We start from the raw sequence: 17,698 nt of genomic DNA on the forward strand, positions 1-17,698 counted from the left end.
ATTTCTATGAGGAATTGATATGGCTCCAGTGAATTCAAATAAAGCATAAATTAATCAATTGATTTCTTTATTGAGTGGTTCTTTTTCTTCTAGTTTGTAACGTGCGCTCTAGTTGCATAGCAATCGAGTGCATTTAATTTGCGTTTCTACATACCAATAATTTTTCGAAACGCAGACTTTATACAAACGAACGAAGGACACATGACCCACTATGAACCTTGATCACGTTGGCACACAGATAGTCAAAAAACATGGAAAGTTGGGATTCCAGAACACTGAGCAAAAGTCACTGATTGACTGGCAATCAGATGAACACCTCGACGCACTATACCTCGGAAACCTGCCTTTACACGCCCCATTTTCTGAAAAGATCCCCCTTGCCGAAGGGGAGGAACAACCGCTGACAGATATTCAGTATGCGTATCTGATCGGCAGAAATACCGGATTGGAACTCGGGGGATTATCCAGTAGCTATTATCTTGAACTGGATATTGAAGCGCTGGATTTAAGCCGTTTTAAACACGCAGTCAATCAAGTGATTTCACGGCACAGCATGCTCAGAGCGGTGACTGTCGCTGGCGGTAACCAGAAAGTTTTTCCGGCTGGCACTTTATACAGCATTAAAACAAAAGATATTTCTGCCTGGGAGCCAACTGAACAAGCTGGCTTTCTCGCGACTCTGCGTCATGAAATGGAAAAACAGTTACTTCCACTGGACGAAATCCCAGCCTTTGAAGTTCGGGTGACCCGAATGTCAGAGAGCAACTGGCGCCTGCATTTTCATTTTGACCTGATGTTTCTTGATTTGATCAGCGTACGCTTGGTCTTGAAAGACATGTGGCGTGAATATCTGCAGCAGGCCCAGACCCCACTGTCCAGATTACCTGATTTTCTGGAATATATTGCGGCAGAGCGTGTACTCCAGGGAGAGCCGCAAGGCCGGGAGGACCAGCAATACTGGCTGGAGCAAATTGAAAATCTTCCCCCGGCTCCAGAACTACCACAGAAAATATCTCCGCAACAAATTGAATCACCCTCAATTAAACGTCTGTCCAGACTGATTCCAAATCATATTTTAAGCGCACTCCGAACCGTTGCAGATCAGCATGGCCTGACAGCAGAGTCGGTTTTGCTTGGGTGTTATACAGAAGTGATCCGCCAGTGGTCTAAACGTCAGGAATTTACACTGACGCTGACGCAATTGATGCGCAGGCCTTTTGAGGAAGGCATTGAGCTGACCGTGGGGAATTTTCTTCAGCCGCAATTGCTGCCAGTTGCAGGTCATCAGGAAAGCACGGTTGAGCAGCGTTTATTGCAGTTGCAAACCACCCTGTACCAGGGACGTTTGCACGGCACTTTTAACGGAATTCAGGTCTTACGTGAACTGACCAGCCGTAAACAGGAAAACCGTGCTGTGTCGATGCCTGTGGTTTTCAGTAATACCCTGACTTCAGAGCTGGAAGAATGGGTGTCTGACTGGTGTGGTCCCAATAGCAAGCAGGCCTATGCCAGCAATCAAACGCCGCAGATCTGGCTGGAAAACCAAATCGATCTTCAACCGGAAGGCTTGGGGATTCACTTTAATTATGTCGACGGTCTGTTCCCCAATCATCTGATTGAAGACATGTTAACTGCTTACGTCAACTTACTGGAAAAAATGGTCAGTGAACCGTCACTCTGGCAGCAAACCGGCTCCGTTGTCGATTTACCTGAATCAGACGCGGCAGAACGTCAGGCGGCCAATCAGACTGTAGTTGATTTTACCCCCCGCTTGCTGCACGACATGATTTTGGAAGCTGCGGCGAGTCGCCCGGATGCAATTGCAATAGAACAGGGGAACACCCGTCTGACTTTCGGCCAGCTGGTTTCACAGTCGACCCGCTTAGCGCAGCAATTAAGAGCATCGGCCCGGATCGAAGCGGGCGATTTGATTGCCGCTTCCTTGCCACAGGGTCCAGATTTGATTGTCGGACTTCTGGGAATCTTACAGGCCGGGGCTGCTTATGTGTCGATTGATCCGGCTCTGCCCCGGGAACGTCGTCTGCACCTGCTGCAACGTTGTCAGGCAAAGGCTGTCGTGACGGATACGACGACCTTCGCTGATCCTGAGGAATATCAGCCATTTCTGAGGGTCAATCTGGATCATTTACCGGCTCAGGCTGAATCTGCAGAACCGCTCAGCTCGGTGCAAAAACTGGATGATTTGGCTTACGTGATTTTCACCTCCGGTTCAACAGGTGAACCGAAGGGAGTCATGATATCGCACCGAAATGCGGCCAATACGGTTGAGGACATCAACAGACGTTTTCATGTCACTGCGGATGACGCGGTGCTGTCTATTGCACCGGCAGGATTTGATCTGTCGGTCTACGACTATTTTGGTGTGCTGGGTGCAGGCGGCCGTCTGGTATTTCAGGAGGCCGATGCCAGTAATGATCCGAAAGTCTGGTGCGAGACGCTCATCCGACATGGGGTGACCATTTGGAATAGTGTGCCTGCACCAGTCAAGGTGATGGTCGACCGCGCCAGTGAGCATCTGGCAAACAGTTCGCTCAGACTGATCCTGATGAGTGGTGACTGGATTCCGGTTGATTTGCCGGATGGGATCCGCGGTGCGTTGCCAGAAGCGAAGGTGATTAGCCTTGGCGGCGCAACAGAAGGTTCCATCTGGTCGATATGCTATCCCATTGAGCAGGTAGAAAAACATTGGGTCAGTATTCCTTATGGCAAACCACTGGCTAACCAGCGTTTTCATGTCCTGAATTCGTGGCTTGAGTCTTGTCCGAAGTGGGTGATTGGTGAGTTATACATTGCGGGTGACGGAGTGGCGCAAGGTTACCTGGCCGATCCGGAAAAAACGGCACAACGCTTTTTTGTGCATCCTCAAACGGGTGAGCGGCTTTACAAAACAGGTGATTTAGGCCGGTATATTTCTGATGGCCTGATTGAGATTCTCGGCCGGGATGATAACCAGGTCAAAATCAATGGCTACCGGGTTGAGCTGGGAGAGGTTGAGTATGCCTTACTCAAGCTGGATGAAATCAGTCATGTGGTGATTGATGCGCCCGCTCACCCGCATTCCGGCCAGCGCCAGTTGGTTGCGTACCTGGTGCTGCATGAGCAGGCAACACATATCGATCAGGACATCATTCAGCAGCGTTGCCGGGATCAGGTACGTCAATCGTTGCCGCCTTACATGTCGCCGACTTACTTCATTGTGCTTCCACATATGCCTCTGACTGGCAATGGCAAAATTGACCGCAAAGCATTGCCGGCCCCCTGGCCTGAGGAAACTGCGCTAGCTGCCGGAGAAGATGCTGCGCCGGTGTCAGAGACTGAACAACGCCTGCTCAGCTTATGGCGTGAACTGCTTCAGCATGACGATGTGGATGTTAACGCCGGTTTCTTTGACGTTGGAGGCGATTCTCTGATTGCCGTTGCATTGCTGAGTACTCTTCGTGAAGCGTTTCATGTGACCGCGGTTCAGGAGCAGGATCTGATTGAAGGACTCTTCATGAACACCAGCATCCGTCAGTTCGCGCAAATCATCGAGTCGATGAAACAACCGGACGGAGTCAGCCTGTGATGAGCTCAGAAGAACAGAACGCACTGGCGCAGGGCCGGTTTGATTACATCGTGGTCGGAGGCGGGGCGGCTGGCTGTGTGCTGGCAGCCCGGCTCTCAGAAGACAATTCCAAGCAGGTGTTATTACTCGAAGCCGGGCCGGCATCCGATACACATTTGCCGGACAGTCCGCTGAATGATGCATCCCGCCTGGTTCTGGAAAATTATAACTGGCATTACCAGGCCCGGCTGAAAGGGGAATATACGCCAGCCAGCGAGGTCATCCGTCAGGTCGCTGAAAATCCGGTGCAGGAGACACGCCCTCAGTATTTCGACTACCGGGTGGGCAAGGTGATGGGCGGATCATCGGCTGTGAACGGTGCCGTAGCACTGCGGACTTTTCCCCGAGATTTCGCCGCATGGGCTGAGATGGGGTGCACGCAGTGGACCTGGGACAAAGTACTGCCCTGGTATTGCCGATCAGAAACCGACATTGATTTTCCGGACTGTCCGCAGCACGGCGATGCCGGGCCGATGGTGTTGCGTCGCCCGGCGGCGGAAAGCCTGCATCCGCTGGATGCAGCGTTTTCTCAGGCTTGTCAGGATCTCGGTATTCCTTATGCAGCAGATCTGAATGAAGGTGAAGCACCGGCGGTCGGTCTGGTCCCTGCCAATGTAACGCAGCTGTCTCGTCGGGTAGATGTGTGCCAGTCATATCTGATGCCTGTGATGGACCGCCCCAATCTGACCGTGCTGACCGAAGTGCTGGTGTCCGGTATCCGGTTTGACGAACAGACCGTGGTCGGTGTTGACGTTATCCGGCAGGGGCGTTCGCTTTCCTTTGACTCAGGTGAAGTCGTTGTTGCCGCGGGGGCTATTGGCTCCCCGGCACTGCTTCAGCGTTCCGGGATCGGTGATCCTGAGCACTTGCAGGCGCTGGGTATTCCGGTTCGTGTGGCGAGTCCTGCGGTGGGCAGAAACTTGCAGGATCATGCTTCGCTCGTGTTGTGGGCGTTGCCTAAAACCGGTATCTGCCGTCCCGGGCTGCCCTGGCGACAGATCGCTGCCCGGATTGCCAGCGGCGTAGTAGATGCAGAAAGTGATGTCCAGATCGGATTGCTTAACAATGTGGAAAGCAGCACCGTGCCGAAGTTCAGAAACCGCGTCGATTATCCGATGCTGGTTGGTGCTTCCGCGATGCTGATGCAACCGGCTGCCCGGGGACAAGTCTTTATTACCAGTCGCGAAGCAGAGGTGCTGCCGTCTATCCACCTGCCGTTGCGGGAAAATGATGATGACATAGCCAGGATGGTGGGTGCTGTCCGGCAGTTATGGCAAGCACTACATGCCCCTCAGGTCGCCTCGTTTCTTGACGGGGTCCAGTTCTGGTCTGAAGCCATGATCGGAAATGACCGGGTGATGCACAGCGCGGTGAAAAATATGCTGAATCCGGGCTGGCACGCCTCAGGTACGGTCAGGATGGGACCCGAGGGCGATCCGAACTGCGCTGCGGCCGAAGATGGCCGGGTGTATGGCGTTTCGGGTCTGACCGTAGCCGATGCCTCGCTGTTTCCGTTGATCCCTTCAATGCCAACCAACCTGACCACGATTATGCTCGCAGAGCGCATCGCTCATGCCCTGAAAACAGGAGGCCTCGATGACATCGCATAAAACACGGGTGATTTATGCCTTCCCGCATGCCGGTGCGAGTGCTTCTGTTTATCGTCCGTTCTGCAAACAACATGAAGCGGAAGGCACGACCTTGCTGCAGCCGGTTGAAATGCCGGGACGAGGCGTGCTGGCCCGGGAGCCGGAGGTCAGCAATCTGGAAGTGCTGGCCGGGCAACTGGCCGACACAATATTCAGGGATTTCAGACTGAAACAGCAGCAGGGCATTCATGGCTGGGCAACATTTGGCCACAGTTTTGGCGGTGTGCTGAGTGTGGTGGTGACTAGGGTTCTGTCTGAAAAGTACGGCATGCATCCGGCATTCAGCGTTGTGTCCGGATCGGTCCCACCCAGCGAACAGCCCTATGACGATCTGCATTTATGGTCTGATGAATCTCTGTTGCAAAAAATGCGTGCGGATCAGGGGACGCCGGACACCGTGCTGAACGAGCCGGTTCTGGCAAAACGCTTTGTCGGTCAGATACGGACAGACTTTCAGATCCGCAGTCAGTTTCTGCAACTGAAAGAGATGCGGGTCGCGCAGCCGCTGGTACTGGTTTCCGCCTCGGACGATCCGCATGTACCTGAAGAGACGATTCAGGCGTGGCAGCGCCATACCACAGGCGGTACGTCCCTGATCAGGCTGAATGGCGATCATTTCGCGGTTTACCAGCATTGGCCGGTGATCCGGCAGGCCATGGAAGCTGATGAGTCTGACCGGCTCGAACAAGAAAACAGAATGGACAGTTGGAGTGTGTTTCAGTGAGTACGATTACAGAGGAACTAGCGCGTTTTCGGCTGTCTTGCCGGGAGTGTTTTGAGCATCATGCAAAACCCAAATTAGCAGCCTGGGAAGCTCAGGGACTGGTGGACCGGGATTTCTGGCTCACGATGGGGGCACATGGTTTGCTGGGTATGGGGGTGAGTCCGGAGCTCGGCGGTCAGGATAAACCTGATTACCGGTATGCGCTGGCGCTGACGGAGGAGATGATCGCGGTTGGCATGACGGCACCGATTGTCATTTCGCACAATGATGTGATTGCCAGTTACATCAACCTGTTGGGAACAGAGGAACAAAAGCAGCGCTGGCTGCCGGATCTGTGCAGTGGCAGACGCATAGCAGCTATTGCAATTACAGAACCCGGTGGCGGTTCTGATTCAACGGGACTCACCACGCAGGCCATTTCAGAGGGCGACCACTATATCCTCAATGGCGGCAAAGCGTTTATCACCAATGGCGTGAATGCGGATCTTTTTGTCGTTGCGGTGAAAACGGATGCCGGTGCGCGTGGGCAGGGGATCAGTCTGATTATCGTCGAAAGAGACATGCCCGGATTTACCCGGGGGCCGGCCCTGAAAAAGCTGGGCTGGCATGCCAGTGATACGGCTGATTTATATTTTGATCACTGTGTTGTACCGAAAAGCAACTTGCTCGGCCGCGAGAACCTGGGGAGTTATTACTTTATGACTGCCATGACGCGTGAGCGGCTCAGTATCAGTACTGTCGCGATTACCAGTGCGGAAGCCATGATGGCTGAAACGCTGGCCTATGTGAAACACCGCAAGGCGTTTGGTCAGCCGATCGGCTCCTTCCAGTACAACCGCTTTTTACTGGCGCAGCTGGATACGCAAATCAAAGTAACCCGCAGTTATCTGAATGAGGCGATTGAACAGTTTAATGCCGGTGCGCTGAAACTGGAGGATGCTGCACGCCTGAAGTGGTGGGCAACGGAAGTCCAGAATAAAGTCGCAGATGAATGTCTGCAGCTGCACGGCGGCAGCGCATATCTGAGCGATTCATCCATTGGTAAGTTATGGGTCAACAGCAGGGTTCAGAAAATTTACGGTGGCACCAGTGAAATCATGCTGGAAGTTATCAGTAAATCCATGGGGCTTTAGAGAGGAAAAGATGGATATTGTTACAAATGAACAGGAAGTATTGAGTGCATGGCGTATCGAGAATGCGGATCTGACGCAATGGCAAACCGTGCTGGAATGGGCTGGTAATGAAGGCTGGGACATGGGCATCGGCGATGCGGATGTGTTCTTTGAGGTTGATCCGCAAGGGTTTTTCATTGCCTATCTCGATGATGAGCCTGTGGCGGCAATTTCAGTTGTGAACTTTTCCTCAAGTTTTTGTTTTGTCGGACATTATCTGGTTCCGCCGAAGTTCCGCGGACAGGGCCATGGCCTGAGACTCTGCCTGAGTGCGCTTCGTCATGGTGGTGACCGGGTGACAGGTCTGGACGGAATCCTGAATCAGGTCGAAAACTACGCCAAACTGGGCTTTGTCGGTTACCGGAATACTGAGCGCATGGTTGGTATGGTGCATCAGGATTACCCGTGTCCGGAAGGAATTGAACCGGTGCATGCCTCAGATGCAGACGACATCGTGGCATTCGATACCAGCTGCACCGGAGTGAACCGGGGCGCATTGCTGAAGCGCTGGTTTACCGGAGAAACACGACATGGATTCCTGATCCGTCACAGTGGCGAGATCCAAGGGGTTATCGGTGTGCGTCAGTCACAGGATGGCTATCGCATTGGTCCGTTGCTGGCGAACTCTCCGGATCTGGTTGAGCCACTGTTGCAAGCGGCATTATCCGTGGTTTCTCCGGGTGGTCAGGTTGCAATGGATGTCCCTGAAAAGGCTGATCGGACACTCCTTCGTCTGGCTGAACAATATGGTTTTGAATCGGTGTTTCAGACACAGCGGATGTACATTGGTGAGCCGCCTCAGGAACAGGAACATCAGGTGTGGTGTATTGCATCATTGGAGCTGGGATAAACATGAATAAGGACATTGAAATGGACACAGCGACAGAAGTAACTGAGAAAGAACAGGTGAATCAGCCTCAGCCGCCAACACTGTTGGAGTGGATGGGCGGGCGTGAAGCCATTCGTAACTTACTTAAGGTCTTTTACGCCAAAGTTGAGCAAGACCCTTTGCTTCAGCCTTTGTTTGAGCATATGCCGCCTGATCATCACGTGCACGTTGCCATGTGGTTTGAAGAGGTGTTCGGTGGTGAGCCGCTCTATACCAATGAGAGAGGGGGCTTTAAACATATGCTCAAGAAGCATCGGGGCCGTTCGATCCAGTCTGAACAGCGGGACCGCTGGATTGCGCTGATGATGCAAAGTGCCGATGAGGTGGAACTGCCTGGCGATCCAGAATTCCGGTCGGCCTTTATGGCTTACATTGAATGGGGCTCCCGAAGAGCGATGGCCAACTCGCAACCGGGGGCAAAACCATCGAAGCGCGATACAGTGCCGCGTTGGGGCTGGGGCGAAGCGCCTCCGGGCACCCTGTAAGATCTGGAGTTTCTCTGATGCTGATGGCTGCCAGTGACTTGCATGTGTCTCATCCTGAAAATAAACGGATCATTGAATCTGTCCGTGCTGACAACACGTCAGACTGGCTGATTCTGGCCGGGGATGTCGCAGATGATCTGTCCGAGTTTGAGTGGGCGATCCGCACGCTGGCAGCACAGTTTTACCGGGTGGTTTGGGTACCCGGGAACCATGAACTCTGGTGTACTGCCCGGGAGCCGATGGCGCTTCCGGGTGAATTACGATACCGCCAGCTGGTGGAAATCTGTCACCGTTACGGTGTACTGACTCCGGAAGATGAGTATCCGGTCTATACCACCGCCGGCGGCCAGTCGTTTTTGATTGCACCTCTTTTTGTATTGTATGACTACTCATTTCGTCATCCGGCAGATTTTACACCGCAACAAAGCCTCGAAAGAGCGCGGCGTGCCGGTGTGGTCTGTGCGGATGAATACTTTCTGAAATCTTACCCTTTCCCGGATATATCGGGCTGGTGTGATGCACGTGTGCAGTTCACCGAAGCGCGTTTGAGTGCGTTAAGCAGAGACTATCCCCTGATCCTGGTGAATCACTTTCCCATGGTGCAACGTCTGACCCAGGCATTACAGCCGCAGGAGTTTGCGATTTGGTGTGGTACCCGGCGGGTAGAGCACTGGCTGACACGATTTCCGGTTTGTCTGGTGGTGTACGGGCATTTGCATTTACAGGGCTCGACCCTGATTGATGGTATTCCCCACGTGGAAGTGTCTCTGGGATATCCGAGAGACAGGCAGGGGCGGCAGCCGTTTCATGTCATGACGGCACTCGATACTTTGTTGACCTGAACAAACCAGCTACAGGGTGCGCTGCGTCGAACAGCAATTTCCGGGATTGGGAATATAAAATGGCTAAAAGGACTGAATGATGGAAAAGCAGCAACAAACATCGAAGCCAAGAGTATTGATTGGCGCGTCTGGCTCAGTGGATATCATGCTGTTGCCAAGATACCTGCAAATGATTAAAAGCACGATCGACTGCGAACTGACTGTGCTCATGACCCCCACAGCGGAGACATTCATTCCGGCTTCCAGTATGGCGCTGTATTGTGACCGGGTGGTAGCCGGAGAGCGGCCGGGAGACTGGCCGACAGATAAACCGTCCCGCATCGTTGCAGATCATGATGTGCTGATGGTGATGCCGGCAACTGCAAATACGCTGGCAACGGCTGCCAGAGGTGGGGCAACCAACCGTTTGACGACTGTGATTCTTGCAGCAGATTTTCCGGTTTACTTTTTACCGGTGATGGGCTCAGTCATGTGGAACAAGCCAGCGGTACAACGGAATGTCAGCCAGTTGCGTGAAGATGGCTACGACGTTGTGGAGCCGGTGTGGCACGAAAACTTTGATGCGTCGCTTCAGCGTATGGTGGGACACCCATCTCTGCCAGCTCCGGAGGCAGTCGCTGAACTCATTCAGCAGGCACTGGCAAATTCATAAAACAGTGACGGGGGGAGCTGCGGTGCAATCCGCTCCCCCGTTATTTTGTCTTGATGATCTGGTCACTGAATTGCCGGATTTCCTGGTCAGCTGGGAACGATTGCTGAAATTTATCGGCTTGCTGGCGGATCCAGTCAGTGAAGATCTGGACTTTCTCGCGCTTAAAATAACCTTCCGGAGCACACAGGTAGTAACTGAAATTGGGTTTCACCGCGATGTTACCAATGCGAACCAGAGTGCCTTCTTCAATATAGCGTTGTGCCAGACTGTGGCGTGCCAGCGCGACACCCTGGACGGAAAGCGCGCCTTCCAGAACGTAATTGACGCCATCATATGCCAGCGAACTTGAACCGCCTTTGGCACCTACGGTTGCCAGCCAGCGTTCCCAGTTGATATCCGGCCAGATATCGCCAATCAAATCAGCCCGTTGTAAATCATGGATGGAATAAATCTGGTGCTGTGCCTGATAGAGCGGGTGGCACACCGGATACAGCAGATCATCCATCAGCCATTGACAATGCAGGTTCGGGTAACAGCCTTCCCCATAGCGAATACACAGATCCAGTGAAGACTGCTCGAAATCGGCCAGCTCGGTTTTGGACTCAATCAGAACTGAAATATCCGGGTGCTCCGCTTTGAATGATGTCATCCGCGGAACCAGCCAATGCTGCGAAAATGAGGGCAATGTGGAGAGTGATATGCGTTGCGGGTCCGGGTCGTTGTTGATCAGCCAGACGCCACTCTGGATCTGATGGAATCCTTTTTGTGTGTGTTCGAACAGGATTTGCCCTTCAGGGGTCAGAACGACTTTACGGTGCTGGCGATAGAACAGGGGGGTACCGAGCCAGTCTTCCAGAAGTCTGATTTGTTGGCTGATTGCTGCTGCAGTGACGTGCAGGGTTTCTGCCGCCAGTTTGAAACTGCCATAGTGTGCTGCCTGATAGAAATAATACAAACCTTGCAAAGGCGGCATGCGTTTATGCGGGTCTGTTGGCTTTAGCATAAGTTTTCCTTAACTGAGTGTCAGAATCTATCGTTTGAGCCAGATACAGTCCTGAATAAAAATTAATCATAACTTTGATAAACACAGGCAGTAAAGCGATGATGACAATGTATGATCCTGTATTCCCGACTGTTCAGCAAGTTGTTACATCAGTTAAGAAAATATTTTCTAAACTTCGGATCTGGCAGTTGAAACGTCAATGCATCCGTTCCTTACAAGAGGTGCCGGAACACCTCAGAGCCGATCTTGGTCTGGATCAGAGCAACGAGCATTCGAGCACTTCTGCAAATGATGCACATTTCAATGATGCATTGAGATGGAAATAGCAGGAGAAGATTTTCAGATCGGTGTCGAGGGTATAAAAAAACCCGGCCAAAGGCCGGGTTTATGATCTGGTGTCCGAAAAGTCCGGAATTACGCCAGCAGTTCTTTCGCCGTGCTCACCACGTTTTCAGTGGTGAAGCCGAACAGTTTGAACAGTTCGCCAGCCGGTGCAGATTCACCGAAGCTGGTCATGCCGATGATGCGGCCGTCGAAACCGACGTACTTGTACCAGAAGTCGGCAATACCGGCTTCAATGGCGATACGGGCAGTCACGTCAGATGGCAGCACAGATTCACGGTAAGCCGCATCTTGCTTGTCGAATGCGTCGGTAGACGGCATTGAAACAACACGAACCTGCTTGCCTTCTGTGCTCAGTTCAGCGGCAGCGTTCACGGCCAGCTCAACTTCAGAACCGGTGGCAATCAGGATCAGCTCAGGTTTGCCTGCACAGTCTTTCAGGGTGTAACCACCTTTTGCGATATCAGCAACCTGCTGTTCGCTGCGCTCTTGCTGAGCCAGGTTCTGACGCGAGAAGATCAGCGCGGTTGGTGCATCTTTGCGCTCAATCGCCAGTTTCCACGCCATTGCTGATTCAACCTGGTCACACGGACGCCAGGTGCTCATGTTTGGCGTCAGGCGCAGAGAAGCAATCTGCTCAACCGGCTGGTGCGTCGGGCCGTCTTCACCCAGACCAATGGAGTCGTGGGTGTATACCTGAATGTTCTGAACTTTCATCAGGGCAGCCATACGCATCGCGTTACGGGCATATTCCATGAACATCAGGAAGGTTGCGCCGTAAGGGACGAAACCACCGTGCAGTGCGATACCGTTGATGATCGCCGTCATCCCGAACTCACGCACACCGTAGTGGATGTAGTTACCAGATGCGTCATCAGCCGTCAGCGACTTCGAGCCAGACCACATGGTCAGGTTCGAAGGTGCCAGGTCCGCAGAACCACCCATGAACTCAGGCAGGATCTGACCGAAGGCTTCCAGCGCATTCTGAGAAGCTTTACGGGAGGCGATGTTCGCCGGGTTGGCTTGCAGATCAGCAATGATCTTGCTTGCTTCTGCTTCCCATTGTGCTGGCAGTTCGCCGTTTACACGACGTTTGAATTCTGCAGCCAGTTCTGGGTAAGCGGCTTCATAAGCAGCCAGTTTTTCATTCCATGCTGCTTCTTTCGCTTCGCCTGCTTCTTTGGCATCCCACTCTGCGTAAACGTCAGCAGGGATTTCGAACGGACCATGCTGCCAGCCCAGGAATTCACGGGCTGCTGCGATTTCGTCGTGACCCAGCGGGGCACCGTGACAGTCGTGAGAACCGGCTTTGTTCGGAGAACCGAAACCGATGATAGTTTTGGTACAGATCAGCGTTGGGCGAGGGTCTGCTTTCGCTGCTTCAATCGCTGCGTTGATTGCTGCAGCATCGTGGCCGTCAACCGCAGGGATCACGTGCCAGCCGTACGCTTCAAAGCGTTTTGGTGTGTCGTCAGAGAACCAGCCTTCCACGTGACCGTCGATAGAAATGCCGTTGTCATCCCAGAACGCGATCAGTTTGCCCAGACCCAGGGTACCGGCCAGAGAACATGCTTCGTGAGAGATACCTTCCATCAGACAGCCGTCGCCCAGGAACGCATAGGTGTAGTGGTCAACGATGTCGTGGCCGTCGCGGTTAAACTGAGCTGCCAGAGATTTTTCAGCAATCGCCATACCCACGGCATTGGTGATGCCCTGACCCAGCGGGCCCGTGGTGGTTTCGATACCCGGCGCGTAGCCATACTCCGGGTGGCCCGGTGTTTTTGAATGCAGCTGACGGAAGTTTTTCAGGTCGTCAATGGACAGCGCATAACCGCTCAGGTGCAGCAGGGAGTAAATCAGCATGGAGCCGTGGCCGTTGGACAGTACGAAACGGTCGCGGTCAGCCCAGTTCGGGTTTTGCGGGTTGTGGTTCAGGTGGTCACGCCACAGAACTTCGGCGATATCCGCCATACCCATCGGTGCGCCCGGGTGACCGGAGTTCGCCTGTTGTACACCGTCCATGCTCAGGGCACGGATAGCATTCGCAAGTACTTTACGATCCATAATATTCTTCTTACTCAATTCAAGTTAGTCATAAAACGACTGAGAGCAGCGTTGTGCTGCTCTCAAAATTCTGCGCTGGATTACAGGCGCGCTTCGATCATGGTTTCCAGTTTGCCCTGGTCGATCGCGAAGTTACGGATACCTTCCGCCAGCTTCTCAATCGCCATTGGGTCCTGGTTGTGATCCCACAGGAACTCAGCGTGAGTCATTGGTGCCGGACGCTCTTCAGAAGCAACCTCAGCAGAAAGTTTCTGGACAACCTCACCTTGTGCTTCGGACAGCTCCTGCAGCAATTGCGGGCTGATGGTCAGACGGTCACAACCAGCCAGTTCCAGAATCTCACCTGTGTTACGGAAGCTTGCGCCCATCACAACGGTGTTGTAGCCCAGTGCTTTGTAGTAGTTGTAGATCTTGGTAACAGACAGAACGCCCGGATCTTCAGAAGCTTCAAAGTCGCGGCCTTCTTTCGCTTTGTACCAGTCCATGATGCGGCCAACGAAAGGAGAAATCAGGAATACACCCGCTTCAGCACAAGCACGCGCCTGAGCGAAAGAGAACAGCAGAGTCAGGTTACAGTTGATGCCTTCTTTTTCCAGAACTTCAGCAGCACGGATACCTTCCCAGGTAGAAGCCAGTTTGATCAGGATGCGCTCGTTGCTGATACCGGCATCGTTGTACATTTTGATCAGCTTACGTGCTTTTGCCACGCTAGCTTCAGTGTCGTAAGACAGACGAGCGTCAACTTCAGTTGAGATACGGCCAGGAACGACGTTCAGGATTTCTTTACCGATGTTTACAGCCAGCTTGTCACCAGCATCTTCGATTTGCTGAGCTTTGTCGTTGCTTTGCGCTTTTGCGTACGCAATGGCATCGTCGATGAGAGGCGCGTACTGTTCAATTTCTGCGGCTTTCAGGATCAGGGAAGGGTTGGTGGTCGCGTCTTGCGGTTGATATTTCTTAATCGCATCGATGTCGCCAGTGTCGGCAACAACAGTAGTGAGTGCGCGCAGTTGTTCCAGTTTCGTGCTCATATCTCTCGACCTTTGCTGTGTTTGTGCAAGCTTTAAGTTTAGCCAGTTGACCGCTCTTGTCAGGATCCGTCTGCACCTGATCCAACAGGTATGAACATATGGATCGCTGTAGAACAATTGATGTCCCGATAATTGAATTTTTCAGTGAAAATGTCAATCTCAAAGCCCGGGTAACTCGCTTAATCAGGCAAATTTTACACAATGAAACCGAAGTGTATTCGTAGCTCGATCAATTTTATCAATCATTCTTGCTCTTAAATTGTGATCATTTGTTTTGGGGTGTGATCATATGTTCGGTGGTGATTCCGTTTCCATCCGGGGGAGCTCAGTAAAAACTGGCTCATCAACAGATGATTGATGAGCCGGGGAGATTACACGAAGGTTGTCGTTTCCAACAGACTCCGGATTTCAGTGCAGAGGGCCTGCAAGGCATTGGATAGCGCCGAAAGCTCCGCCTCTGACGGGGTTTGTCCGTCTTTGAGTGTTGTTTCAACGATCATCGCTGCCTCGCTGAGTGAGTGAGCGCAGAGGCTGGCGGATGCACCTTTTAAGGTGTGGCTGAGTAAGATGGCCTCTTTTTGATCTCCTTCAGCAATTGCCTGGCGGATTTTCAGGTCATAATCCTGGTGATCATCAGCGAAGATGATGAGGAATTGTGCAATCATGCTCAAGTCATGATCCAGCATCTCCGACAATTCATCCATTGCGATCAGGGTAAAATGTTCCAGGTTGTTTTCCTTGTGCTCCTGTGTTTCAGGGATGGTCAGAATATCGGTATTGAAAACCGGATCACTGAATACGGACTGATGGCTGAAATCTGGCTGCGTGAGTGCACGTTGTCTTAAGGATGCCATGTAATCAATACGATGCCGGAAGCGTTGCAGGGCATCCAGCAGTTTCCGTTCATCCAGCGGTTTGGTAATGACACAGTCAACACCGGCATTGAGCATATTCTGCTGGGTTTCTTCAAATGCATCGGCGGTGCAGGCAAAAATCGGCACGATACAACAGGGTTCAGGCAATGCCCGAATCCGGCGGGTGGATTCCAGACCATCCATGACCGGCATATGATTATCCATCAGGACCAGATCAAATGTCTGGCTCTGAATCATCGTCAGCGCTTCAAGGCCATTTTCAGCGGTGAATGTGTGGAAGCCCCACTGTTTCAGGAAACTTTCCATGATCAGCACGTTCAGGTGATTGTCTTCAACCACCAGAACGTTCAGCCCGGCAAATGCCTTTTTATCAATCTCAATATGTTCAATCAGCTCTTCCTGAGGAATACCATTCTCCAGGCAAAGGCTGACCGTGACATGAGTACCAACGCCCGGGGTGCTGGTCAGTACAACATCACCATCCATCAGTTGTGCCAACTGACGAACGATACTCAGGCCCAGACCTGTGCCGCCGTAACGGCGACTGGTTGAGACTTCAGCCTGTGCAAAAGGGTCAAAGATGTGTGTAATACGCTCCGGGGCAATGCCGATGCCGGTATCTTCAGTCACAATGTTGAGCTGTTGTTTTTGTTCATTTGGTAAATGAGTCAGGCTCATGCGAACCCGGACTTCACCTTTATCGGTGAACTTGATGGCATTACTGATGAGGTTGAAGAGAATCTGCCGGATACGGGATTTATCTGCATAAAACCAGGTTTCCTGCGCAAATCCACAATCAATGTGAAATGAGAGTCCTTTTTCTTTCGCCAGTGAGAAATATGTACTCTCGATTGCACCGACCAGATCGGTAAACTGGAAATGGGTTTTATCCAGCTTGAGTTGTCCCTGCTCGATTTTTGAAAAGTCCAGAATATCATTGAGCAGAGTCATCATATGCTTACCGGATTCAAGCAGCGTGTGGAGATGATGCTCCTGCTCCGGGGTCAGCTCTGTTTTCAGCAGCAGTTGCGACAAACCCAACATTCCGTTCATGGGCGTACGGATTTCATGGGACAGATTTGCGAGAAAAGCTGATTTCGCTTTGTCGGCCGCTTTGGCTTTTTCCAGTGCCTGATTCAGCCGTTTGGTATCGGCGTAAATTTTGTCTGTGCCCTGGTTGAGCGCATCATGAAGAACCTGAAATTCGTAAGGGCCTTCAAAGTGGGGGTTGCGCTGATAATTCCCCAAACGAAACTGTGACGCAAAGCGGGTCAGCTTTGCAATCGGGTCGGTAATGCGTTTTGTCAGACCGATAGAAAGTAACAAAATAAACACGCTGACCATGGCTAATGCGAGCAGCAGAAAATGATGAAGTTCATCAATAATGCTGATGGCATTATCCTGTGATGTCAGAGTGACCAGAGCCCAGATGGGCAAGCCATTTGCGTCCTTGGTCTGGGAAGGAACAACCGCGGCAATCATCGCTTCGCCGTCCGGATTGTTGTAATAGTTGATCCCGAGCTTGAATGGCAGGAATGATGTGCTTTTGCCCGGATCGGTCAGTAAATTCTCCAGATAAAATTGTTGGTATTGTTTCAGAGACTGGGGGGAGTCATCACTGGTGATAAGTAAATTTCCTTCAATGTCGGTCAGGTAAATATTATCCGTGCTGCTGACTTCACTCCCTAATTTTTTCAGCTGCAGCTTAATGTCATCCATCTTATATTCGATCAGCAGGAAACCATCGGGTTGCTGACGGATTTTTTTGGCCAGAAAAGCAGTGGCTTCACTGTTTTTGACTTGAGGATGTGAAATATATTTTTCGCTCTGGTTTTGGATGAGTGCTGTGTCAATTGCGGCTAAATCAGGAACATCAATGGTATCGATGGATGCCATTTCTTTGGAGCTTGCGGCCAGATAGTATTGCCCGTTCTGCTGCCGTATCTGATGCATGGCTGCGAATGAAGTATCGGTCTGGCTGAAATTGTAAAAGAACTGGCTGATTTGCGACGAGGGTCGGGAAAACATCGGAGACTGGCTGAGCAGGTAGAGGTTTTTCAGCCTGAGGGTGTAAGTCTGGTCAAGACTTTGCGCTGCAATCGTATTTCGCGCATTAATTCCGTTGGCGATTCTGTCCAGTGCAACTTCATTGAGTTTTTCACTGCTGATCCAACCATAGATATAGGACGGAATGATTCCGACAGCCAACATGCTGACCAGAAGAATCGGTTTTATTCGGTTGGGGACAATCCTTATCACCATTTGACCTCGATTGATTCGCGACTTAATCGAAGCATACTCTCAAAGTATGACTATGCCAAAGAGTGAGTGTGCGGAGAAGAGAG

12 protein-coding genes are annotated in these 17,698 nt (G+C 51.9%); 8 read left to right on the forward strand and 4 right to left on the reverse strand.

The features are described from left to right. Positions 1 to 211: 211 nt before the first annotated feature. The 8 genes from ACYP03_RS06945 to ACYP03_RS06980 all read left to right on the forward strand — a co-directional run bounded on the left by ACYP03_RS06945 (position 212) and on the right by ACYP03_RS06980 (position 10,038). Positions 212 to 3,586, forward strand: coding sequence for a non-ribosomal peptide synthetase (locus ACYP03_RS06945; RefSeq protein ID WP_459779017.1), 3,375 nt, complete (start codon positions 212 to 214; stop codon positions 3,584 to 3,586). Continuing rightward, positions 3,586 to 5,235: a GMC family oxidoreductase gene (locus ACYP03_RS06950; RefSeq protein ID WP_459779018.1), complete on the forward strand. Its 1,650-nt coding sequence runs from the start codon at positions 3,586 to 3,588 to the stop codon at positions 5,233 to 5,235. The genes ACYP03_RS06945 and ACYP03_RS06950 overlap by 1 nt, the downstream gene beginning before the upstream one ends. Further along, complete coding sequence (locus ACYP03_RS06955) at positions 5,222 to 5,998, forward strand: thioesterase II family protein (protein ID WP_248143229.1); 777 nt, start codon at positions 5,222 to 5,224, stop codon at positions 5,996 to 5,998. The genes ACYP03_RS06950 and ACYP03_RS06955 overlap by 14 nt, the downstream gene beginning before the upstream one ends. Further along, positions 5,995 to 7,131 carry an acyl-CoA dehydrogenase family protein gene (locus ACYP03_RS06960; protein WP_248143230.1) on the forward strand — a complete coding sequence of 379 codons (1,137 nt, stop codon included), beginning with the start codon at positions 5,995 to 5,997 and terminating at the stop codon, positions 7,129 to 7,131. Before ACYP03_RS06955 ends, ACYP03_RS06960 begins: the two co-directional genes overlap by 4 nt. A gap of 10 nt (positions 7,132 to 7,141) precedes the next feature. Continuing rightward, the gene (locus ACYP03_RS06965; RefSeq protein ID WP_459779019.1) at positions 7,142 to 8,020 is read left to right on the forward strand and encodes a GNAT family N-acetyltransferase; all 879 of its coding nucleotides are present in this window, start codon (positions 7,142 to 7,144) and stop codon (positions 8,018 to 8,020) included. Positions 8,021 to 8,040: 20 nt separating this feature from the next. Then, entirely contained in the window at positions 8,041 to 8,544 is a 504-nt protein-coding gene (locus ACYP03_RS06970) for a group II truncated hemoglobin (protein WP_248143233.1), read from the forward strand. 17 nt (positions 8,545 to 8,561) lie between these two features. After that, a complete protein-coding gene (locus ACYP03_RS06975) occupies positions 8,562 to 9,386 on the forward strand; it encodes a metallophosphoesterase family protein (RefSeq protein WP_248143234.1) in 825 nt (274 codons plus the stop codon). A 79-nt stretch (positions 9,387 to 9,465) separates the two neighbouring features. Beyond that, entirely contained in the window at positions 9,466 to 10,038 is a 573-nt protein-coding gene (locus tag ACYP03_RS06980) for a flavoprotein (RefSeq protein ID WP_330961198.1), read from the forward strand. A gap of 40 nt (positions 10,039 to 10,078) precedes the next feature. Here ACYP03_RS06980 and ACYP03_RS06985 read toward each other — a convergent pair whose 3' ends face one another. The 4 genes from ACYP03_RS06985 to ACYP03_RS07000 all read right to left on the reverse strand — a co-directional run bounded on the left by ACYP03_RS06985 (position 10,079) and on the right by ACYP03_RS07000 (position 17,564). Continuing rightward, the gene (locus ACYP03_RS06985) at positions 10,079 to 11,041 is read right to left on the reverse strand and encodes a LysR substrate-binding domain-containing protein (protein WP_459779020.1); all 963 of its coding nucleotides are present in this window, start codon (positions 11,039 to 11,041) and stop codon (positions 10,079 to 10,081) included. A gap of 414 nt (positions 11,042 to 11,455) precedes the next feature. Then, the gene (tkt, locus tag ACYP03_RS06990; protein ID WP_459779021.1) at positions 11,456 to 13,447 is read right to left on the reverse strand and encodes a transketolase; all 1,992 of its coding nucleotides are present in this window, start codon (positions 13,445 to 13,447) and stop codon (positions 11,456 to 11,458) included. Positions 13,448 to 13,527: 80 nt separating this feature from the next. Then, the gene (gene tal, locus ACYP03_RS06995; protein ID WP_459779022.1) at positions 13,528 to 14,478 is read right to left on the reverse strand and encodes a transaldolase; all 951 of its coding nucleotides are present in this window, start codon (positions 14,476 to 14,478) and stop codon (positions 13,528 to 13,530) included. 371 nt (positions 14,479 to 14,849) lie between these two features. After that, positions 14,850 to 17,564 (reverse strand): ATP-binding protein, encoded by a 2,715-nt coding sequence (locus tag ACYP03_RS07000; protein ID WP_459779023.1) that lies wholly within the window; start codon positions 17,562 to 17,564, stop codon positions 14,850 to 14,852. Positions 17,565 to 17,698 lie beyond the last annotated feature (134 nt).

The sequence above is a fragment of the Photobacterium sp. R1 genome (genome assembly GCF_054600795.1).

Bases quoted from the DNA above. Each gene is read 5' to 3' on its own strand.
- ACYP03_RS06945 (WP_459779017.1), top strand. From the start codon at position 212: ATGAACCTTGATCACGTTGGCACACAGATAGTCAAAAAACATGGAAAG.
- ACYP03_RS06950 (WP_459779018.1), top strand. From the start codon at position 3,586: ATGAGCTCAGAAGAACAGAACGCACTGGCGCAGGGCCGGTTTGATTAC.
- ACYP03_RS06955 (WP_248143229.1), top strand. From the start codon at position 5,222: ATGACATCGCATAAAACACGGGTGATTTATGCCTTCCCGCATGCCGGT.
- ACYP03_RS06965 (WP_459779019.1), top strand. From the start codon at position 7,142: ATGGATATTGTTACAAATGAACAGGAAGTATTGAGTGCATGGCGTATC.
- ACYP03_RS06970 (WP_248143233.1), top strand. From the start codon at position 8,041: ATGGACACAGCGACAGAAGTAACTGAGAAAGAACAGGTGAATCAGCCT.
- ACYP03_RS06975 (WP_248143234.1), top strand. From the start codon at position 8,562: ATGCTGATGGCTGCCAGTGACTTGCATGTGTCTCATCCTGAAAATAAA.
- ACYP03_RS06980 (WP_330961198.1), top strand. From the start codon at position 9,466: ATGGAAAAGCAGCAACAAACATCGAAGCCAAGAGTATTGATTGGCGCG.
- ACYP03_RS06985 (WP_459779020.1), bottom strand. From the start codon at position 11,041: ATGCTAAAGCCAACAGACCCGCATAAACGCATGCCGCCTTTGCAAGGT.
- tkt (WP_459779021.1), bottom strand. From the start codon at position 13,447: ATGGATCGTAAAGTACTTGCGAATGCTATCCGTGCCCTGAGCATGGAC.
- tal (WP_459779022.1), bottom strand. From the start codon at position 14,478: ATGAGCACGAAACTGGAACAACTGCGCGCACTCACTACTGTTGTTGCC.
- ACYP03_RS07000 (WP_459779023.1), bottom strand. From the start codon at position 17,564: ATGTTGGCTGTCGGAATCATTCCGTCCTATATCTATGGTTGGATCAGC.